The 19,264-nt window shown below is 59.7% G+C and carries 16 protein-coding genes; 2 read left to right on the plus strand and 14 right to left on the minus strand.

Going from position 1 to position 19,264, the window contains the following annotated elements:
- Positions 1-33: 33 nt before the first annotated feature.
- From PH605_RS19415 to PH605_RS19480, 14 genes are all read right to left on the minus strand, one after another.
- Complete coding sequence (locus tag PH605_RS19415) at positions 34-1,686, minus strand: OFA family MFS transporter (protein ID WP_142845733.1); 1,653 nt, start codon at positions 1,684-1,686, stop codon at positions 34-36.
- Between the two features lie 115 nt (positions 1,687-1,801).
- Positions 1,802-2,146, minus strand: a complete 345-nt coding sequence (locus PH605_RS19420) for a formate dehydrogenase subunit delta (protein WP_065657700.1) — start codon at positions 2,144-2,146, stop codon at positions 1,802-1,804.
- A 71-nt stretch (positions 2,147-2,217) separates the two neighbouring features.
- Positions 2,218-5,100: a formate dehydrogenase subunit alpha gene (gene fdhF, locus PH605_RS19425; protein WP_142845732.1), complete on the minus strand. Its 2,883-nt coding sequence runs from the start codon at positions 5,098-5,100 to the stop codon at positions 2,218-2,220.
- 4 nt (positions 5,101-5,104) lie between these two features.
- The gene (locus PH605_RS19430; RefSeq protein WP_142845731.1) at positions 5,105-6,661 is read right to left on the minus strand and encodes a formate dehydrogenase beta subunit; all 1,557 of its coding nucleotides are present in this window, start codon (positions 6,659-6,661) and stop codon (positions 5,105-5,107) included.
- Positions 6,658-7,137 carry a formate dehydrogenase subunit gamma gene (locus PH605_RS19435; protein ID WP_065657697.1) on the minus strand — a complete coding sequence of 160 codons (480 nt, stop codon included), beginning with the start codon at positions 7,135-7,137 and terminating at the stop codon, positions 6,658-6,660. The genes PH605_RS19430 and PH605_RS19435 overlap by 4 nt, the downstream gene beginning before the upstream one ends.
- 104 nt (positions 7,138-7,241) lie before the next feature.
- Positions 7,242-8,177, minus strand: coding sequence for a LysR family transcriptional regulator (locus PH605_RS19440; protein WP_003521693.1), 936 nt, complete (start codon positions 8,175-8,177; stop codon positions 7,242-7,244).
- A 351-nt stretch (positions 8,178-8,528) separates the two neighbouring features.
- The gene (locus PH605_RS19445; RefSeq protein ID WP_142845730.1) at positions 8,529-9,158 is read right to left on the minus strand and encodes a flavin reductase family protein; all 630 of its coding nucleotides are present in this window, start codon (positions 9,156-9,158) and stop codon (positions 8,529-8,531) included.
- A 318-nt stretch (positions 9,159-9,476) separates the two neighbouring features.
- Positions 9,477-10,544: a porin gene (locus PH605_RS19450; RefSeq protein WP_142845729.1), complete on the minus strand. Its 1,068-nt coding sequence runs from the start codon at positions 10,542-10,544 to the stop codon at positions 9,477-9,479.
- Positions 10,545-10,997: 453 nt separating this feature from the next.
- Positions 10,998-13,172 (minus strand): putative bifunctional diguanylate cyclase/phosphodiesterase, encoded by a 2,175-nt coding sequence (locus PH605_RS19455; protein ID WP_142845727.1) that lies wholly within the window; start codon positions 13,170-13,172, stop codon positions 10,998-11,000.
- Positions 13,173-13,401: 229 nt separating this feature from the next.
- The gene (locus PH605_RS19460; RefSeq protein ID WP_142845726.1) at positions 13,402-14,337 is read right to left on the minus strand and encodes a 2-hydroxyacid dehydrogenase; all 936 of its coding nucleotides are present in this window, start codon (positions 14,335-14,337) and stop codon (positions 13,402-13,404) included.
- A gap of 23 nt (positions 14,338-14,360) precedes the next feature.
- Positions 14,361-15,092, minus strand: a complete 732-nt coding sequence (locus tag PH605_RS19465; RefSeq protein ID WP_142845725.1) for an amino acid ABC transporter ATP-binding protein — start codon at positions 15,090-15,092, stop codon at positions 14,361-14,363.
- On the minus strand, positions 15,073-15,732 hold the full coding sequence (locus tag PH605_RS19470) for an amino acid ABC transporter permease (protein WP_003521700.1): 660 nt from the start codon (positions 15,730-15,732) through the stop codon (positions 15,073-15,075). The genes PH605_RS19465 and PH605_RS19470 overlap by 20 nt, the downstream gene beginning before the upstream one ends.
- On the minus strand, positions 15,729-16,433 hold the full coding sequence (locus PH605_RS19475; RefSeq protein ID WP_104680020.1) for an amino acid ABC transporter permease: 705 nt from the start codon (positions 16,431-16,433) through the stop codon (positions 15,729-15,731). Before PH605_RS19475 ends, PH605_RS19470 begins: the two co-directional genes overlap by 4 nt.
- 67 nt (positions 16,434-16,500) lie before the next feature.
- On the minus strand, positions 16,501-17,304 hold the full coding sequence (locus PH605_RS19480; RefSeq protein ID WP_020811663.1) for a transporter substrate-binding domain-containing protein: 804 nt from the start codon (positions 17,302-17,304) through the stop codon (positions 16,501-16,503).
- 295 nt (positions 17,305-17,599) lie between these two features.
- Between PH605_RS19480 and PH605_RS19485 the strand changes: the two genes are divergently transcribed.
- Positions 17,600-17,920 carry a hypothetical protein gene (locus tag PH605_RS19485; RefSeq protein WP_003505663.1) on the plus strand — a complete coding sequence of 107 codons (321 nt, stop codon included), beginning with the start codon at positions 17,600-17,602 and terminating at the stop codon, positions 17,918-17,920.
- A gap of 157 nt (positions 17,921-18,077) precedes the next feature.
- Entirely contained in the window at positions 18,078-19,100 is a 1,023-nt protein-coding gene (locus PH605_RS19490) for a LacI family DNA-binding transcriptional regulator (protein WP_125146216.1), read from the plus strand.
- Positions 19,101-19,264: the final 164 nt, after the last annotated feature.

Genomic DNA, 19,264 nt, shown 5'->3' on the forward strand with positions numbered 1-19,264 from the left:
ATGCGCCGGCATATGCTTTTCGGGCCTGATGGCTCAGCCGAACAGCGCAAGGCTGCTCTTCACGGTAACCCATACGCCCCACAGAAGCGGAATACCGACAGCAACCCAGGCAAGTGCCGCCTTGGTGTCCAGCCCGCCACGTCCGATGCCGAAGGAGCCTGTCGGGCCGGCATTTGCGGCCGCCGTCTTTGCCTGCAGCGTCGCGACCTCCGCATCCGACATGAACCACTTGTCCGAAAGCGGCCGCACGAAGGCATTGGCCACGAGGCCGATCGCCAGCATGCCCGCCAGAATATACATCGTGCTGGTGTAGAGCGCGGGTCCTGGCGCCACGCCCGCCGCGATCTGCGCCTCACGGATGTAGTTGACGACGACAGGGCCGGCTATGCCCGCAGTCGCCCACGCCGTCAGCAGGCGGCCGTGGATTGCGCCGACGAACTGCGTGCCGAAAATATCCGCAAGATAAGCGGGAATGGTCGCAAAACCACCGCCATACATCGACAGGATGATACCGAAGGCCAGAACGAAGAGCGCCTTGTTACCCATCGTCGCAAGCGTCGGCGCCAGCGCATAAAGAATGATGCCGAGAATGAAGAAGCAGAAATAAGTGTTCTTGCGGCCGATCTTGTCGGACATCGACGCCCAGAAGAAGCGGCCGCCGATATTGAACAGGGAAAGCAGCCCGGTGAAACCGGCAGCAATCGCCGCGATCTGCGCCTTCTGCCCTGCATCGAGATCCGCAAAACCCACACCCGGCAAGCCGATCAGCGATCCTGCGAAGATTTCCTGCAGCATGGGCGAGGCCATGCCGATGACGCCGATACCCGCCGAAACGTTGAGGCACAGCACCGCCCAGATGAGCCAGAACTGCGGCGTCTTGTGCGCATCGCGCAGATGTACATGGCGATGGGTTATCATGGCGCTTTTGGCGGAAGGCGCGGTCCAGCCTTCCGGACGCCAGCCCGATGGCGGAATGCGGTAACCGAAAGCGCCCGCCATCATGAAGACGAAATAGATCAGGGCCATGACCACGAAAGTCTGCCAGACGCCGACCGAAACGTCCGTCTTGAAGTTGTTCATCAGCAGATTAGCAAGCGGCGCGCCGATCATCGCACCACCGCCAAATCCCATGATCGCCATGCCCGTCGCCATGCCGCGACGGTCCGGGAACCATTTGATCAGCGTCGATACGGGCGAAATATAGCCAAGGCCGAGGCCGATACCGCCGATGACACCGGCGCCCAGCCACATCAGCCACAGTTGATGCGTGATGACGCCGACTGCCGCCACCAGAATGCCGCCGCACCAGCAGCAGGCGGAAACGAAGCCGGCCTTGCGCGGCCCCACTCTTTCCAGCCAGCCGCCCCAGATGGCCGCCGAGCAGCCGAGAAGAACGAAGAAAAGCGTATAGATCCAGCCAAGATCGGCCACGCGCCAGTTGCACTCAGTGGTGAACAGCGCACCCAGAAGGGTAAGGCTGGAGCAACTGGGGTCCGTGGCCGGCAGCGCCTTCGACAGCGGCAGCCAGAACACGCTGAAGCCATAGGCCATGCCGATGCATAGATGAATGGCAAGGGCCGCCGGCGGCACCAGCCAGCGATTGAAACCCGGTCTTGCGATTATTCGTTCGCGGTCCAAAAACCCGGCTTGCGCCGCCTCTCCCGCTGTCGCACCTGCTACTGCCATTGACATTACCTCCCTCGTGGATGTCTGGACATGTCACGTTCGCCCCGCCGGGCGAACATCGATATCGCCGAACGTCCCCCGTCCGGCCGAAAATGTGATTATCCGGTCACGCCGCTCAAGCCTCTGTGCTTTCCGGGACGCTCGGTTCCGAAAGGGACTCACCCGCAATCGGTCCTTTGCCGCCCGGCGCGCCCTTGGCATCGTCGCCGAGGCCCACGGCATCGGCCGCCGGATCATCGGGCCGCTTGATCTTCTTCGACGCGGCAAGCACAAGCGGCAGAAAATCACCTGCCCCGGCATCCACCATCTCGAAGAACCGGCGTCGCATGCGCGGTTCCCAGAACTTGTTGATGTGGGTGGCGACACCTTCGATGCGAATATCTTCCGGCTGCGACAGAAAAAACGTCGCGATCTGGTTCGCCATTCTCACCAGCTTTTCATCGGTGTGGTTGAGCAACATGACCTCTTCCCCCGCGCCGGCTGCTGGCCGACGCCTCTGTGTGTGACAAGGCCGGGCGCATCCGGCCCTCCTTATTCCGCCGCTTCGAGCTTGCCGCTGATCCGCCGCGAACGGCGGCCAAGCGCATCATATTCCTCCTGCCATTCCGTCGGCCCGTTGGAAGGCGATACCTGCACGGCGGTCACCTTGTATTCTGGGCAGTTGGTCGCCCAGTCGGAAAAGTCGGTAGTGATGACGTTCGCCTGCGTGCCGGGGTGGTGGAAGGTCGTATAGACCACGCCTGGCGCCACACGGTCGGTGATCAGCGCCCGCAGCGTCGTATCGCCCGACCGGCTGGCGAGCTTGATCCAGTCGCCATCCTTCACCCCGCGCTGTTCGGCATCGTGCGGATGGATTTCGAGCCGATCCTCCTCATGCCAGACGACGTTTTCAGTGCGCCGTGTCTGCGCGCCGACATTATATTGTGACAGGATGCGGCCGGTGGTGAGCAGCAGCGGGAAACGCGGCCCAGTGCGTTCGTCCGTCGCCACATATTCGGTGCGGATGAACTTGCCCTTGCCGCGCACGAAACCATCCACGTGCATGATCGGCGAACCATCCGGGAATTTCTCGTTGCAGGGCCACTGCACCGAGCCCTTCTCCTCCAGATAGTCGTAGGAAACACCGGCAAAGCTCGGTGTCGTCGCCGCGATCTCGTCCATGATCTCGGACGGATGCGCGTAATTCCACGCAAGACCCATGGCCTGCGCCAGCTTCTGCGTCACTTCCCAGTCGGCATAACCGTTCTTCGGGGACATAACCTTGCGCACGCGGTTGATGCGGCGCTCGGCATTGGTGAAGGTGCCGTCCTTTTCAAGGAAGGTGGAGCCCGGCAGGAAGACATGGGCGTAATTTGCCGTCTCGTTCAGGAAGAGATCGTGCACCACGACACATTCCATCGCGGCGAGACCGGCCGAAACGTGCTTCGTATCCGGATCGGACTGGAGAATGTCCTCGCCCTGAATATAGATGCCCTTGAAGCTGCCATCCACAGCCGCATCGAGCATGTTGGGAATACGCAGCCCCGGCTCGTTGTTGAGCTTCACGCCCCAGAGTTTCTCGAAGATGTCGCGCGTGGCATCGTCGGAAATATGCCGATAGCCGGGAAGCTCGTGCGGGAAAGACCCCATGTCGCAGGAACCCTGAACATTGTTCTGACCGCGCAGCGGATTAACGCCTACACCGGGGCGGCCGATATTGCCGGTCGCCATGGCCAGATTGGCGATTGCCATCACCGTGGTAGACCCCTGGCTGTGTTCGGTGACACCGAGCCCGTAATAGATGGCGCCATTACCACCCCTGGCATAAAGGCGTGCGGCACCGCGCACCTCTTCTGCCGGCACACCGGTGAAGCTTTCGGTTTCTTCCGGGCTATGCTGAGGCTCGGCAACAAAAGCGGCCCAATCCTCGAATTCCGACCAGTCGCAGCGCTCGCGAATGAAGGCTTCGTTGAACAGACCTTCCGTGACGATGACATGCGCAAGCGCCGTCAGCACCGCAACATTCGTTCCGGGCTTCAGCGGCAGGTGGAAGGACGCCTCCACATGCGGCGTGCGGACGAGATCGATACGGCGCGGATCGATGACGATCAGCTTCGCGCCCTGGCGCAGCCGCTTCTTCAGCCGCGAGCCGAAAACAGGATGCCCATCCGTCGGATTGGCGCCGATCACGAGCACCACATCGGACTGCTCGACGCTATCGAAATTCTGCGTGCCGGCGGAGGTGCCGAAAGCCTGGCCGAGACCGTAGCCCGTCGGCGAATGGCAGACGCGGGCGCAGGTATCGACGTTGTTATTGCCGAAGCCGGCGCGGATGAGTTTCTGGACGAGGAAGGTTTCTTCGTTCGTGCAGCGGGACGAGGTGATGCCGCCGATGGATTCCCGGCCATATTGACCCTGGATACGCCGGAACTCCGAGGCAACATGGGAGAAAGCCTCCTCCCACGTGACTTCCCGCCATGGATCGCTGATCTTTTCGCGGATCATCGGGTTGAGAATGCGGTCCCTGTGGGTGGCATAACCATAAGCGAAACGGCCCTTGACGCAGGAATGGCCGCGATTGGCCTGCCCGTCCTTCCACGGCACCATGCGCACCAGCTCTTCACCGCGTATTTCCGCCTTGAAGGAGCAGCCGACGCCGCAATAGGCGCAGGTCGTGACCAGCGAATGCTCCGGCTGGCCGATTTCGATCACCGATTTTTCAGTGAGCGTCGCGGTCGGACAGGCCTGCACGCAGGCGCCGCAGGAAACGCAATCTGAATCGAGGAACGCCTCATGCGCGCCGGGCGACACACGGCTTTCAAAACCGCGCCCTTCGATCGTCAGCGCGAAGGTGCCCTGCACTTCTTCACAGGCGCGCACGCAACGGGAGCAGACGATGCATTTGGAAGGATCGTAGGTGAAATAGGGATTGCTTTCATCCTTCGGCATCCAGCGCGCGTTAAGATCGCCATCGCCAGTGCGGGCCTTGACGTGGTTGTCGCCCTCGTAACCATAGCGCACATCGCGCAGGCCAACGGCGCCGGCCATATCCTGCAGTTCGCAATCGCCATTGGCGGCGCAGGTCAGACAGTCGAGCGGGTGATCGGAGATATAAAGCTCCATCACGCCCTTGCGGATCTGCTTCAACCGCTCCGTCTGCGTGTGCACGACGAGACCGGGGGCGACAGGCGTAGTACAGGAGGCGGGGGTGCCATTGCGGCCCTCCACCTCGATCAGACAGAGGCGGCAGGAGCCGAAGGCATCCACCATGTCGGTGGCGCAGAGTTTTGGAACATCGATACCCGCTTCGCGCGAGGCGCGCATGATCGACGTTCCCGCAGGCACAGTCACCTGCCTGCCGTCGATGGTGAGCGTCACCATATCCGTTGCGTGGGATTTGGGGGTTCCATAGTCGAATTCTGTTACAAGGGCCATGGTCTTACTCCGCCGCTTCAACACGTGGGATGGGGGCAAAATCATCAGGGAAATGCCGGAGTGCGCTCATGACGGGATAGGGCGTGAAACCGCCGAGCGCACAGAGCGAACCGAATTTCATGGTTTCGCAGAGGTCTGCGAGGAGTGCCGTATTTTTCTCCGGCTCGATGCCGAGCGCGATCCTGTCCACCGTCTCGACGCCGCGTGTGGAGCCGATGCGACAGGGCGTGCACTTGCCGCAGCTTTCGACGGCGCAGAATTCCAGCGCGAACCGGGCCTGATGCAGCATATCGGCGGTATCGTCGAAAACCACGATGCCGGCATGGCCGATCAGGCCACCGGCGGCCGTGAAGGCTTCATAGTCGAAGATCGTGTCGAACAGCGAAACCGGGAAATAGGCCCCGAGCGGACCGCCCACCTGCACCGCCTTGACCGGGCGGCCGGTGATCGTGCCGCCACCGATATCATTGACCAGCTGCCCGAGCGGCAGGCCGAAGGCGGTCTCATAAAGCCCGCCATGCCGGATGTTTCCGGCAAGCTGGATGGGAATGGTGCCATGCGAGCGGCCGACGCCGAAATCGCGATAAAACGCCGCGCCGCGATCCATGATGACCGGAATGGAGGCGAGCGAAATCACATTGTTGACGACGGTGGGCCTGCCGAACAGGCCCTGCAAAGCAGGAAGCGGCGGCTTGGCGCGCACGGTGCCGCGCTTGCCTTCCAGACTGTTCAGAAGCGAGGTTTCCTCGCCGCAGACATAGGCGCCGGCACCCATGCGCACTTCGAGATCGAAAGCTCGCCCGGAACCAAGCACGGATGGGCCGATGATGCCTTCGCGGCGGGCGATTGCGATTGCCTGCTCCATGACCTTGATGGCGCAAGGATATTCCGAGCGCGTATAGATGAAACCTTTCGTCGCGCCGACGGCGAGGCCGGCAATCGCCATGCCTTCGATCAGCACGAAGGGATCGCCTTCCATGATCATGCGGTCGGCGAAGGTGCCGCTATCGCCCTCATCGGCATTGCAGACGATATATTTTTGGTCGGCCACCGCATCGGCGACGGTCTTCCATTTGATACCGGTCGGGAAACCCGCGCCGCCGCGTCCGCGCAGGCCGCTTTCGGTCACTTGCGCAACGATATCGGCCGGCGCCATGGCGACGGCTTTTTCGAGGCCTTTCAAGCCCTGATAGGCGCGGTAATCCGCAAGCGACAATGGATCGCTAACGCCGCAGCGGGCAAATGTCAGGCGCGTCTGGCTTTTCAGGAACGGAATGTCCTTCGTCGGCCCGAGACAGAGACGATGCTCGCCGCCGGTGAGAAAACCCGCATCGAAAAGCGAAGCAACGTCGCTGGCCTTGACCGGCCCGTAGGCAATACGGCCATGTTCCGTGCGCACTTCCACCAGCACTTCAAGCCAGAGCATGCCGCGCGAGCCATTGCGGACAATATGAACCTCGAGGTTGCGGCTGGCCGCCTCGCGGCCGATTGCTTCGGCGACACGGTCTGCGCCAACGGCAAGCGCGGCGGAATCGCCTGGAACAAAAACGGTGACACTCATCGGCGCGCCTCCGCCAGAATGTCGCCAAGACAGTGCTCATCCAGTCGCGCATGAAGCTCGCCATCCAGCATCAGCGCGGGCGCCTGTGCGCAAAGCCCGAGACAGAAGACCGGCTCCAGCGTGACGGAACCGTCGGCTGCGGTTTCGTGCCAGTCGAGGCCGAGCCGGTTCTTGATGGTTTCCGCAAGAGGCTCGCCACCCATCGACTGGCAAGCCTCGGCGCGACAGAGCTTCAGCACATGCCGGCCGGACGGATGATCTCGAAAATCGGGATAGAAGGTCACGACGCCATGGACCTCGGCGCGCGATATATTCAGCGCGGATGCGACGATCTGCTTGGCGCTTTCCGGTATGTAGCCGAATTCTTCCTGCACCGCGTGCAGAATGGGCAGCAATGGCCCCTCCAGGTGGAGAAGTTCGTCAATGATGGCGGAAACACGAGCCGCCTCATCTGCGGCAACCGCACGGATATTCATAAGCCAGTCCTCCCAAACCGACAGGGGCAGGTATGGCGAACGGCACATGTTTCAGTGCCAGCGCAGCCCCTGCATGGTTCGGGAGAATGGCGAGGTCGGCCGGATCAGGTCAATAATGTGTTTTCGTCAACCGATAGGAAATTCCTATCAAAAGCCATCGCCGCTGCGCGCTGACGCGCCTCATGAAGAAGCGCAGAAACGAGTGGCGTGTGCGGTTCACGATAGGTCGCGATCAGCCCCACCAGATGCTCCGCATCCGGCTCGGTAATCGGTATCATTCTGATCTGTTTTGGAAAACCGAATGATTCCGCTATGTTACGCGGCATTATTGAAGCCCATTGTCCGGTTCGGATATGCGAAAACAGCACAATCATGGAGTTGGACTCCAATGTCGGCTTCACCTCAACGCCCGCTTCCGCCATATGCTTGTTGATGATGCGGCGGTTCTGCATATCCGAAGTCAATAGGCATAACCTAAGACCGGAAACCTGCTTCCAGGTAACGCTTTCCTGATCGGCGAGCGGCGTTCCGGCTGCTGCAATCAGGTGATATCGCTCGGAATAAAGCGGCACCGTGGTCACTCGGCCAAGAGGTTCATTGTCGAGATAGCTGATTCCCGCGTCGATCTCGAGGTTTTCGATCTGGCTCAGGACCTGAAGCGAGGTGCGTGACGTCACGGAAAAGGTCACGTCGGGATGCCGCGCCTGAAAGGATTCCGTCAATCGCGGCACCATCGCAAGCGCCGTCGGAATGACCGCAAGGCGGATGTGGCCCGCCAGACCCTTGCGCGCCGCCCGCATTTCCTCACGCATGGTGCGCGTATCGGCGACGATGCGACGCGCCCACTCGAGAACGCGCTGGCCTTCTGGTGTCAGCCCCTGATAACGCGCCGCACGCACCACAAGAACGACACCAAGCTGGTCCTCCAGCTGCCGGATCGCGGCCGAGAGACTGGGTTGGGAGACGCCGCACTCCTCTGCCGCGCGGCCAAAATGTCCTGCGCGCGCCAATGCAATGAAAAATTCCAGCTTGTCGATCATGCGTCCTCCCGCGTGGCTCGCAACCCTGCGGAGGGTTCGAGCAGGAGAACACTAGAACGAGGCAGGGAAGCCCGCAAATGAATGCCGTTGTTTTCCTGAAAACCGTGCCGGGTGACAAGACTGGATTCTGTCAGGCACGGGCAGTCATGGGCGCAACGTTCGGTCAACCACTCCAACCGCACTGGACGCAGCTTTATCGCGGCATTGACCCATCCGTCGTTTCGCCTGACCTGCCGCACAGCGCCGGGAAGCGAAACCAATCGTCATCGCCGTCGCGATGCCCTGCCCTCTCATTTTCTCGAGTTTGCGGCGGCAGGCAAAAGGTATTCGGCGCTTCAGTCGCAGGAACCTTCACTCGCCATCCGGCTTGATGAAGTCGGTCATCGCAGGCGCCTTGAGGACGAACTGGCGATCCGAGCTGATGTAATTATCGGCATGCAGGCGCGCGATCGGCTGATATCGGTCCGGATCGACATAACGCCCTTCCGCATCGAGACAATCCTTGTGGACATGCATTTGCACCACTTCCCCCAGAACAAGGGTACGGCGTGGATAATCGATCAGGCGCTCCACACGGCATTCGAAGGCGCAGGGCGATTCCGCCGCAAAGCTTGCATCGATCTTGCTGCAGGGCGTGGCCGTCAGCCCGGCAATCGAAAGTTCATCGACCTCGCTGTCGAAACCGAGGCCGCAAACGAGCATCTGTTCGGACAGAGCCATATCGACCATGTTGATGACGAATTCGCCGGTGCGACGAATATTGGCCATCGTATCCTTCTCCTCGCCCGTCACACGCGGCTGGATGCCGAGAACAACGATCGGCGGATCATGGGAGAAAACATTGAAAAAGCTCATCGGCGCGGCATTGTTGTGACCAGCGGCCGAGCGCGTCGTGACAAGCGCTATCGGCCGTGGACCGATAAAATTGGTCAGCAAACGATAACGGCTCTGCGGCTCAAGCGCGGTAAAATCGAATTCCATGGAAACACCTGATTTATTGTATACAATAATATTTCATATTGCAGACAATTACTCAATCACCCTCCTCATGGGATAGCCGATTTTGCTGTATCACATTTGCGAGCAAGGGCGGAGCAGCAAGCCAGAACGCATTCTCCAGTCAAATGGGCGGAGCCGCCATCCACGCATCGACTATAAGCGCAAAGACTCCCCGGCCTGGAGGGGTCCGGGGAGCAAACCTGACATCATGTCAGGAACTTTGACTGGAGCTAGTTACTCACCCGTTCGGAAACGGGGTGGATCTGAGTTGTCTAACCCTACTATGCTTTTTGTAGACTATTAGAACGCGCGCTCGAGACGAACGAAACCGGTCCAGCTGTCGCCAGCACCACTGTCGCGACCTTCGCGGCCGTCGACGTCCTGATAGGTAACCGCAACCTTCGTGGAGAGGCCGGAAGTGATCTTGTAGCCAGCAGCGACGCCAGCACGCCATGCATCGCGGTTGCCTACGAAGTCGTTGTTTGCGCCGATGTCGATCGTGCCAAAATACTGGAAGCCGGGGGTGATTGTCAGCTTGTCGGTTGCCTTGATGGCGTATTCAGCTGCAACGGACCATTCGGATTCTTCGTAGTAGTAGTTGGCGCCGGAAGCCCATACGCCGGAGAGGCCGAGGGTGCCCGGACCGATGTCAGCCGTGAGGATTGCACGGATTGCACCGTTTTCCTGGTTGGTGTCGTACGCGCCTAGCAGGTTGGCCTTAACGCCGCCGAACTTGCCGCCGATGATAGCACTGACGCCGACATCGTTCGTGTTGGTCTTGAACTTGCCACCCTTTGAAACGCCAAGCTCTGATGTACCCTTGCGCGAGCCTTCCAGCTCTTCAGTAGCGGCACCAACGTAGAAGGAGCCGGCGTCGTAGGTGTAACGGATGGCGTTCAGACGGGTGCGGTTGGAGCTGAGCTGGTCATACTCGCCAGAGAGACCGTCATCCCACCAGTTGTAGTAAAAACCGACCTTCAGGCCGCTGAGTTCGATGAAAGCCTGATCGAGAACGATGTTACGGTCGGTGTCGTTGTCGGCCTGGCCGCGCAGACCGATGTAGCCGCGCAGAGCGCCGAGTTCAGTGTCGGTGCGGGTGTCGATGTTGAACTGACCGCGCGTCGCAGCATCCCAGTCGGAAGTGCCGGACTGGTTGCGACCGAAGTCCGTCTGGAAACGGACGTAACCGTCGAACTTCAGGCAGGTTTCGGTGCCGGGGATGTAGAAGAAGCCGGTGCCGAAAGCGTCGCAGACGCGAACATATTCCATGGCTTCCGGCTCGGCAGCGACGATGGCGTCAGCGGCCTGTGCGCCGGATACTGCTGCGAGAGCCGCAGCGGAGCCGATGAGAAGGCTCTTGATGTTCATTTGTAATCTCCAGTCAAAAATTTTTCAACGAATGCGCAAATTTGAGGGCTGGTCTTTCCCTGCCGCCCGCTTCCCTGCGCTGATTCAGCAAATGACAGAAGTTGCCGCAGACTCGCAATTTAAATCGACAAAATACAAATACAGACAAAGTACACAATTCAATTTCGTAGTAAAATTACAACAATTTAATAGTTTAAAATATAATATTTATTATTATTATTTCAAAATAATAGAATTTATTACTTTTAAATATTGTCTTCAATTAATAAATTATAAGACACAAAAACAACAAACGCTCCAGTCAGGATCGGGAAGCGTCAACACGCGCGGGCATGGGGAAGCAAAGTGGTTTTCGTCGAGGAAAAGGAAAGGACGCAGGCGGCAAAACGTCCGCCCGGCCTCTCAGAAAAGCCATATCTGGCAACTCTGAAACAACCGGTCGCCCGTGGCAGCCTATAGGCGGCCTTCGGGTAGGCCGGTCGCGAATATCGTCGTCTTCGCCAGCATGTCTTCGATCGCCTCTGCCGGCACCGGGCGGCTGAAGTAATAACCCTGACCGTAGGGGCAGCCGGCATCACGCAGAAATGTCGCCTGGTCGCCGGCTTCCACACCTTCGGCAATGACATCGATGCCCAGAGACCCGGCAAGCTGGATCATGATCGAGACGATGGCGCTGTCCTTGGTCTTTTCCGGCAGATGGGTCAGGAACGAGCGGTCTATCTTCATGCAGGACAGCGGGAATGTCTTGAGCATGCCGAGGCAGGAATAACCGATACCGAAATCATCCAACGCCAGGCTGACACCCATCTGTTTGATGGCCCGCATGATCCGCACCGATGTTTCAACATCCTGAATGATGAGCGTCTCAGTGATTTCGATTTCCAGCAGGGATGGCGCAAGGCCGGTTTCCTTGAGCACCGACCTGATCTGCTGCACCAGCCCGCCCTGAAACTGCCGCGGAGAGATATTAACCGCCATTTTGACGGGCGACAGGCCGGCGGCGGCCCATGCCTGCGCCTGACGACAGGCCTTTTCGAGAATGCTTTCTCCGAGTTCGACGATGAGCCCGGTTTCTTCCGCAAGCCCGATGAACTCCGCAGGACCGAGCAGACCTTCCGTGGGGTGCTGCCAGCGCACCAGCGCCTCCACGCCGCTGATCCGGCCGCTGACAAGATCGACCTGCGGCTGGAAGTGCAGCACGAACTCGTCCCTCTTTACTGCCTTTCGCAATTCCTCGATGCGGGTGAACTTCTTTCTCAGATCATCCGCCATATTCGGGGTGAAGGTGGCAATGCTATCGCGCCCGGTATGTTTGGCTTCATACATGGCGAGATCGGCCGCCGCGACGATTTCCGCCGTGGTTTCCCCATGCTCCGGGAAAAAGGCCATGCCGATGCTGCAGGTGACCTTGATATCGTAATTGCCGATACGCAAGGGCTGCGAGACAGCGGCGCGGATGCGCTGCAGGCGGTTTTCGACATCGTCCCTGCGCTCTTCAAGAATGATGACGAACTCGTCGCCGCCGACCCTGAGAACGAGATCGTTCTTCCGGAGGCTTTTCGCAATGCGCTCGGCGGTTTTCGACAGCAATGCGTCGCCGATGCTGTGGCCGAGCGTATCGTTGATCTGCTTGAAATTGTCGAGATCGAGAAAACCGATACCGACCCTTCGGTTCGCCTTTGCCGCCGCCGCCAGTATTTCCGGCAGTCTCGTATCGAGGAAACGGCGGTTCGGCAGCCGGGTCAGCATGTCGTGATCCGCCAGGAAGGCGATATGTTCCGCCGCCCTTTTGCGGTCGATCGCCAGCCCCGCCATGCGCGCCGCCGCACCTATGAACTCCACCAGCGCCGCATCCGGCTGGCGGCCGGCCAGCATGCACCAGACGAAACCATGCGCCTTGCCTTCGCTGGCGGGAATATCGAAACTGAAGGCCATGTGTTCTGCCGGATGGATAAGGCTCTCAGGATCGCTGACACTGGAGACAAGTGCGACCAGCCCCTCCTGCTGCGCAAGCGCCGGCGAGGCGTAAACGGAAGGTTCCCCTTCCGCCGCATCGAACACCCGCACCGCGCAGGCCAGTCCGGTCGCGAGATTTTCGATGGCCTTGACGAATTCCTCAAGAAAATCCTCGATACGCGCTGCCGCGACGATCATTTCCAGAATATGCGCCTGCGCCTGAAGCAGTCTTTCCGAGGCCTTTTTCTGGGTTATGTCCCGCGAGGCGCCGACCACGCCGATGATGTTGCCGGCCTTGTCCTTCAGCGGCACGCGCGACATCATGAGCCAGCGGTCGATATCCCCGCGCATGGCGCGCTCTTCGTAACCGAGATCCGGTTCGCCGGTGCGCATCACTCGCGCCTCGGTATCGGGAATGCCGGCACGCCGCGCCGCTTCGCCGTGAATATCGTAGTCGGTGAGCCCGATCAGTTGCTCGACCGTGTCAAAGCCGTTTTCGGTGACGATGGCGCGATTGGCAAAAAGAAAGCGCCCTTCCAGATCCTTGGCATAGATAAAATCCGGCACGTGGTCGATCATCGCTTCCAGAAGCGTGTGCCGGTCGGAAGGATTGCTGTTTTCGCTCATGTCACGAGTGGCGGATGGCGTGACATCGCGCTTTTTTCGCGACATCCGGTTTTCTTCGGGTGTCTTCGGGCCTTTGGAACGCACCTCTCCGCCTCATCATTTTATAAGGAAGCAGAATAGTAGGATTATACGTATTATATAAATATGAACAACGGCGGGAGATTGCCGGGAAACCCGCCTTTTGCAGCAGCCTCCCCGAAGCCCTGCCGGCTTGAATCAAAACGGCGCAACCGAAGCTGCGCCGTCAAGGCCACAGGCGGCAATTCGTTGACGGTCACACCACCGGCGTCGGCAGTTCTTTGCCGGCAAAATGGGCATCGAGATTGGCGAGAACGAGATCGGCCATGGCGCGCCGCGTCTGGTGCGTGCCGCTGCCGACATGCGGGGCGAGCGTGACGGTGTCGAAGGCGAAAAGCGCTTCCGGCACGCGCGGTTCATCCTCGAAGACATCCAGCGCCGCGCCACCGATCGTGCCGCTGGCAAGAGCCTCTACAAGCGCCTTCTCATCCACCAGCGAACCGCGCGCCACATTGACGAGCACGCCCTGCGGTCCAAGCGCCTTCAGCACATCCGCATTGACGATATGGCGGGTTTCGGCCGTAGCGGCGGCGGCGATGATCAGCACGTCGCAATTGGCGGCCAGCGCCTCGATGCTGTCATAATAATCATAGGCGACATCGCGGCGGTTTCTGGCGGTGTAGGAAATGCGCGCATCGAAACCTTCGAGCCGCTTTGCGATTGCCTGACCGATGCGGCCGAGGCCGAAAATGCCGTAACGGCGGCCGGCCACGCGGGTGGAAAGCCCCATATCGCCCTTCAGCCATTGGCCGGTGCGCACATGCTGGTCGGCCTGCGGCAGCTTGCGTGCCTGCGCCAGAACGAGGCCGAGCGCGAGGTCGGCGACATCGGCGGTCAGCACGTCAGGCGTGTTGGAAACGCGGAAACCGCGTCGCTTGGCTTCGGCGAGATCGACCTTGTCGAAACCGACGCCGTTGATGGCGACAATTTCAAGATTGGGAAGTGCAGCGCCGATATCCGCCGGAAGGCCGATATGGCCGCCGGTGACGACGCCGCGGATTGAAGCACCCTTTTCAGCAAGGAACGCCGCCTTGTCAGCAGCCTCGAACAGGCGATGCACGGTGAAGCGCTGCGCGAGTTCTTCTTCCAGTGCCGGGATGAGCGGGCACAATTGCACGATTTCAGTGGTCATGAAGTTTCCTTTGCGCCGGTGAACTACTTCACATCGGCCTTGACGAATTGCCGGAGTTCCGGCGTTTGCGGGTTGGCGAAGAGTTCGGATGAACGACCCTGCTCCCAGATCTTGCCCTTGTGCATGAAGATGGTTTCGGTCGCCACGCGGCGCGCAAAGGCCATTTCGTGGGTGACGAGGATCATGGTCATGCCGTCTTTGGCAAGGTTTTCCATGACGGTCAGCACTTCCTCGGTGAGTTCTGGGTCGAGCGCCGAGGTCACCTCATCGAACAGCATCACCTTCGGCCGCATGGCGAGCGAGCGGGCAATCGCCACGCGCTGCTGCTGGCCGCCGGAAAGCTGATCCGGATAGGAATCGAATTTCTCCGACAGGCCGACGAGTTGCAGAACTTCGCGGGCAATATCCTTCGTTTCCGATTTCACCACGTCCTTGACGATGCGCGGCGCAAGCATGATGTTTTCGCCGACCGTCAGATGCGGGAAAAGGTTGTAGCTCTGGAACACGATGCCGACATCGGTGCGCAGCTTGCGCAGCGCCTTGGCATCTTCCCCGATGGCGTGACCGGCGATTTCGATACGGCCGGAATTGATCTTCTCCAGCCCGTTCATGCAGCGAAGCAGCGTGCTCTTGCCCGAACCCGAGCGGCCGATGAGGGCGAAGACTTCACCGCGGCCGACCGTCAGCGACACGCCTTTGAGGACTTCCAGAGCGCCAAAGCTCTTGTGAACGTTTTCAACGATTACTTCCGGCATGAAGCCTCCTTTCCAGCCAACGCGACAGCTGGGACAACGGGTAGCAGACGATGAAATAAAGCACGGCCACGGCGACGAAGACGCGGAACGGCTGGAACGTGGCATTGTTGATGAGCTGCCCCGCTCTCGCCAGTTCGACGAAACCGATGATCGATGCGATGGACGTATTCTTGACGACCTGAACGGCGAAACCGACGGTCGGCGGTAGCGAAATGCGGATAGCCTGCGGCAGGATGACGTAGCGATATTGCTGGGCGCGGGTCAGCGCCAGCGATTCCGACGCTTCCCATTGCTGCTTCGGCACCGCCTGGATGCAGCCGCGCCAGATTTCCGCGAGGTAACCCGATGTATAGATCGTCATCGAGGCGCCGGCGGCAAAGAGCGGCGGCAGTTCCAGCCCGGCAAGGCTGAGGCCGTAATAGGACAGGAACAGGATCATCAGCACCGGAATGCCCTGGATCACCTGGATATAAGTGCCGGCGGCAATGCGCAGCGCCTTGAAATTCGAGGTGCGGGCCAGCGCCACGAAGAAGCCGACGATGCCGCCGCCGATAAGCGCAATGATCGTCAGAAGCACGGTCCATTGCAGGGCGGTCAGCAGGAAGCCGAATTCGTTCCAGCCGAAAGTTCGAAGAGTCATGACTGCACCTCCGGCATGGCGGTCATCGTCTTGCGGGCAACGCGACGGCCGAACAGCCACATGCCGACGAGGGCAAGAATGAGCCGCAGGCTGAGCGCCAGCGCAAGATAGATGAGCGTGACGACGATATAGACCTCAAAGGAGCGATAGGTCTGCGATTCCACGAAGGCTGCGGCAGCCGCAAGCTCATGGGTGGAAATGGCCGAACATATGCTCGATGCCAGCATCATCAGCACGAACTGGCTGCACAGCGAGGGATAGACTTTGGCGATGGCCGGCACGATGATGACGTGGCGATAGATCTGGTACTTGGTGAAACCCAGCGCCTCGCCCGCCTCGATCTGCGACTTGTGCACCGCCTCGATGCCGGCGCGGATGATTTCCGTCGAATAGGCCGCGAGATTGATCGTCATGCCGATCAGCGCCGCCGTATCCGCCCCTACCCTGAAGCCGAGGCCCGGCAGGCCGAAATAGACGATGAAAAGCTGCACGAGAAACGGCGTATTGCGGATGATTTCCACATAACCGTCCACGATGATGCGGACGATGCCGCCATTGATGGACCGCAGCGAGGCCAAAAGAATGCCGAAAGCGCAGCCGAGCACGATGGACAGGACAGACAGCTTGATCGTCAGCCATATGCCGTTCAGAATCTCGTTCTGATACTGGGCGAGCGCGCCGAATTGGAATGTATAGGACATGCGTCACTCCGTTGACATTTCCCGGGCCCGCCGGAAGTCTTCCCGGCGGGCGCGTTGAAAGGCTCAATCAGAAGCTTGGCAATTGCGGCAGCGGACGGCCGGTCCACTTGACCGAGATGCGGTCGAGATCGCCGGACATCTTCATGAGATAGATGGAGGTGTTCAACCATTGGCGCAGCTCGAAATCCTCAAGCTTGGTCGCCATGGAATTGCCCTGCTGGAAGAAGGTGAAACCGACCTGCAAACCGGCTTCCGGGCGCTGCTTGATGATCGCCTCACCCACCGTGGACGGCAGGGCCACCGCATCGACCTGACCGGCGAGCAGTGCCTGGGCGCTGGTGGAATCGTCTTCGTAAACGACGATTTCAAGACCTTCGACATTGGCCTTGCGCAGCGCGGTTTCCTGCGAGGAACCGCGATTGACCGAAACCCGCTTGCCCTTGAGGCTGTCGAGATTTTCGAACTTCTGGTCCTTGCCGGAAATGATGTCCATGTTGAAGGCGCTGTAAGGCTGCGTGAACATCACGGTCTTGGCGCGCTCGCCGGTCGGCGCAAGCGTCGCAACAAGGAAGTCGACCTTGCCGGTCTGGAGTGCGGGAATACGCGCAGGCGGCGTCAGCGGCACCAGTTCCACCGGCAGCGACAGGTAGGAGCCGATGAGATTGGCGACATCGACGTCGTAACCGGAAGGATTGCCCTTCTCATCCACCATGCCCATCGGCGGCGCACCGGTCAGAACACCGATCTTGACCTTGCCGCGCGCCGTGATCTCGCTGATCGAGACGGCATGGGCGGACGTGGTTGCGGCAAGCGTTGCTGCTGCAACACCGACGGCAACGGTCATGTTCTTCAGAAATCTGGATATGCTCATGGTTTCTCCTCCAACCTTATAAGTGGCTGCCCAGAATGGAACAGCGGCCTTGCGCAAACCGAAAAATGTTCTCGATAACATTTTAACGCGATTGACTAAAAACTCCTCCCAAGAAACCGCGAAAGCACAAAACCAGATGAATCTCCTATGAAATTCAATGTTTTAGGCTGGTTATCGATTTTCCTCTGTTCGACACCGCTTCACGTTCTTGGCAGGACCAGTAATGCATGTTATCGGTATCATTGCAAGTCCGATCTACAGAACTGTTTCGGTCGGCAATCATTCGGGAGGAAACATGTATACACGCTCGGCAATTTTCGAAGGCAGGATTCACCCTGGCCGGGAGGAGGAGTTTTTCCGCATCGTTGAGGAAAAATTGCTGCCGGTCTGGAAACGCATGCCGAATGCGCAGGCCGTGCGGGTGATGCGCACCGAGCGCACGGACCCGGACGCGGCCTCAATCATCATGGTGCAGGAAATCGACTATCCGTCGATGGAAGCAGTGGAGGAAGCGCTGGTTTCCCCCGTCCGGCTGGAAGGCCGGGTGCTGACGGATGAGATGATGAGCATGTGCGACGGGCGTTTTTATCATCTGGTCTATAGCCGCGTCGCATAAATCCGGTGCACGCCGCATCGATCTGCAATCATACGGCGTGCTTTCCCTTATTGTCTTCGTGTATGTCTTGTCCTGAACCGGTTCGAATTTAGGGAGACATGCTTTGGTGGAGCGCACGCCCTTGGCCGCAGCGTTAGTCACGTCAAAAAAAGCAACCATGAGCGATGTCTCGAAACTCGCGGGCGTCTCCAAGATGACCGTTTCGCGGGTGCTGGCCGATCCCGCCCTGGTGTCCGAAGAGACACGCCAGAAGGTGATGAAAGCCATCGAGAAGCTGGGCTATGTGCCCGACCGGATCGCCGGTTCGCTATCCTCCCGCCGCACCAATTTCATCACCGCCATCCTGCCGACGCTCACCAACTCCAACTTCGCCGATAGCGCACAAGGGCTTGCCAATGCGCTGCGCGCCGCCGATTACCAGTTGCTGATCGGCTACACCATGTACGATCTGCAGGAGGAAGAACGCGTCATCCGCACCATGATGGAGCGCCGCCCCGATGCCATCGTCGTCGCAGGCACGGTGCATACCAAGATGGCGAGCGAGGTGCTGATGCGCGCCGGTATCCCGATCGTGGAAATCTGGGATGTTCCCGAACACCCCATTGACCATGCGGTCGGTTTTTCCAACTACGAAGTGGGAAGAACTGCCGCCAAGCATCTGATATCGCTTGGCTTCAAGAGAATCGGCGCGCTCGGATCGAGGGCCGATGGCGATGTGAAGGACTGGCGCGGCGAAAGCCGCCTGCTCGGTTTTGGCGCGGCCCTGCGGGAAGCCGGCATTGCCGATGATCTCATCATCCGCGAGGGCAGCGCCCCGGTCTCCTATGACCACGGGGCAAAGACCCTCGGCTCGCTACTGGCCAAGGCCCCGGATGTCGAGGCCATCTTCGCCGTATCGGATATTTCCGCCGTCGGCGCGCTGATGGAATGTCATCGACGGGGAATCAGTGTCCCGGACCGCATTTCCATCCTCGGCTTCGGCGACTTCGATATCGGCCGGCAATGTTACCCGGCGATTTCAACGATCCGCGTCGATGCCCAGATGATCGGCCGCAGGGCGGGCGAGTTGCTGCTTTCGATACTGGAGGCGGAAAAGGATGCCATTGTTCCCGAAGGCGCAAGGGTGGATGTCGGCTTCGAGCTGATCGTGCGGGAGACGACGAAGCGGTTGGGTGGGTGAGGCTCTAGCTAGAGCGGGCGCCACTTGTTTCTTCTCCCCGCCGGAGAGAAGTCCGCGGCAGCGGGATGAGCGACTGTCTTTGATGTCAAGCGTTTTGCCATGGTTTGTTGTCTCTGATGATGGCGTTGAGCATTGTCAGAAGCTTTCGCATGGTTGCGACGGTA

The sequence above is a fragment of the Agrobacterium sp. CFBP 3001 genome, assembly GCF_027871605.1.
GTDB classification, from domain to species: Bacteria; Pseudomonadota; Alphaproteobacteria; order Rhizobiales; family Rhizobiaceae; genus Agrobacterium; species Agrobacterium leguminum.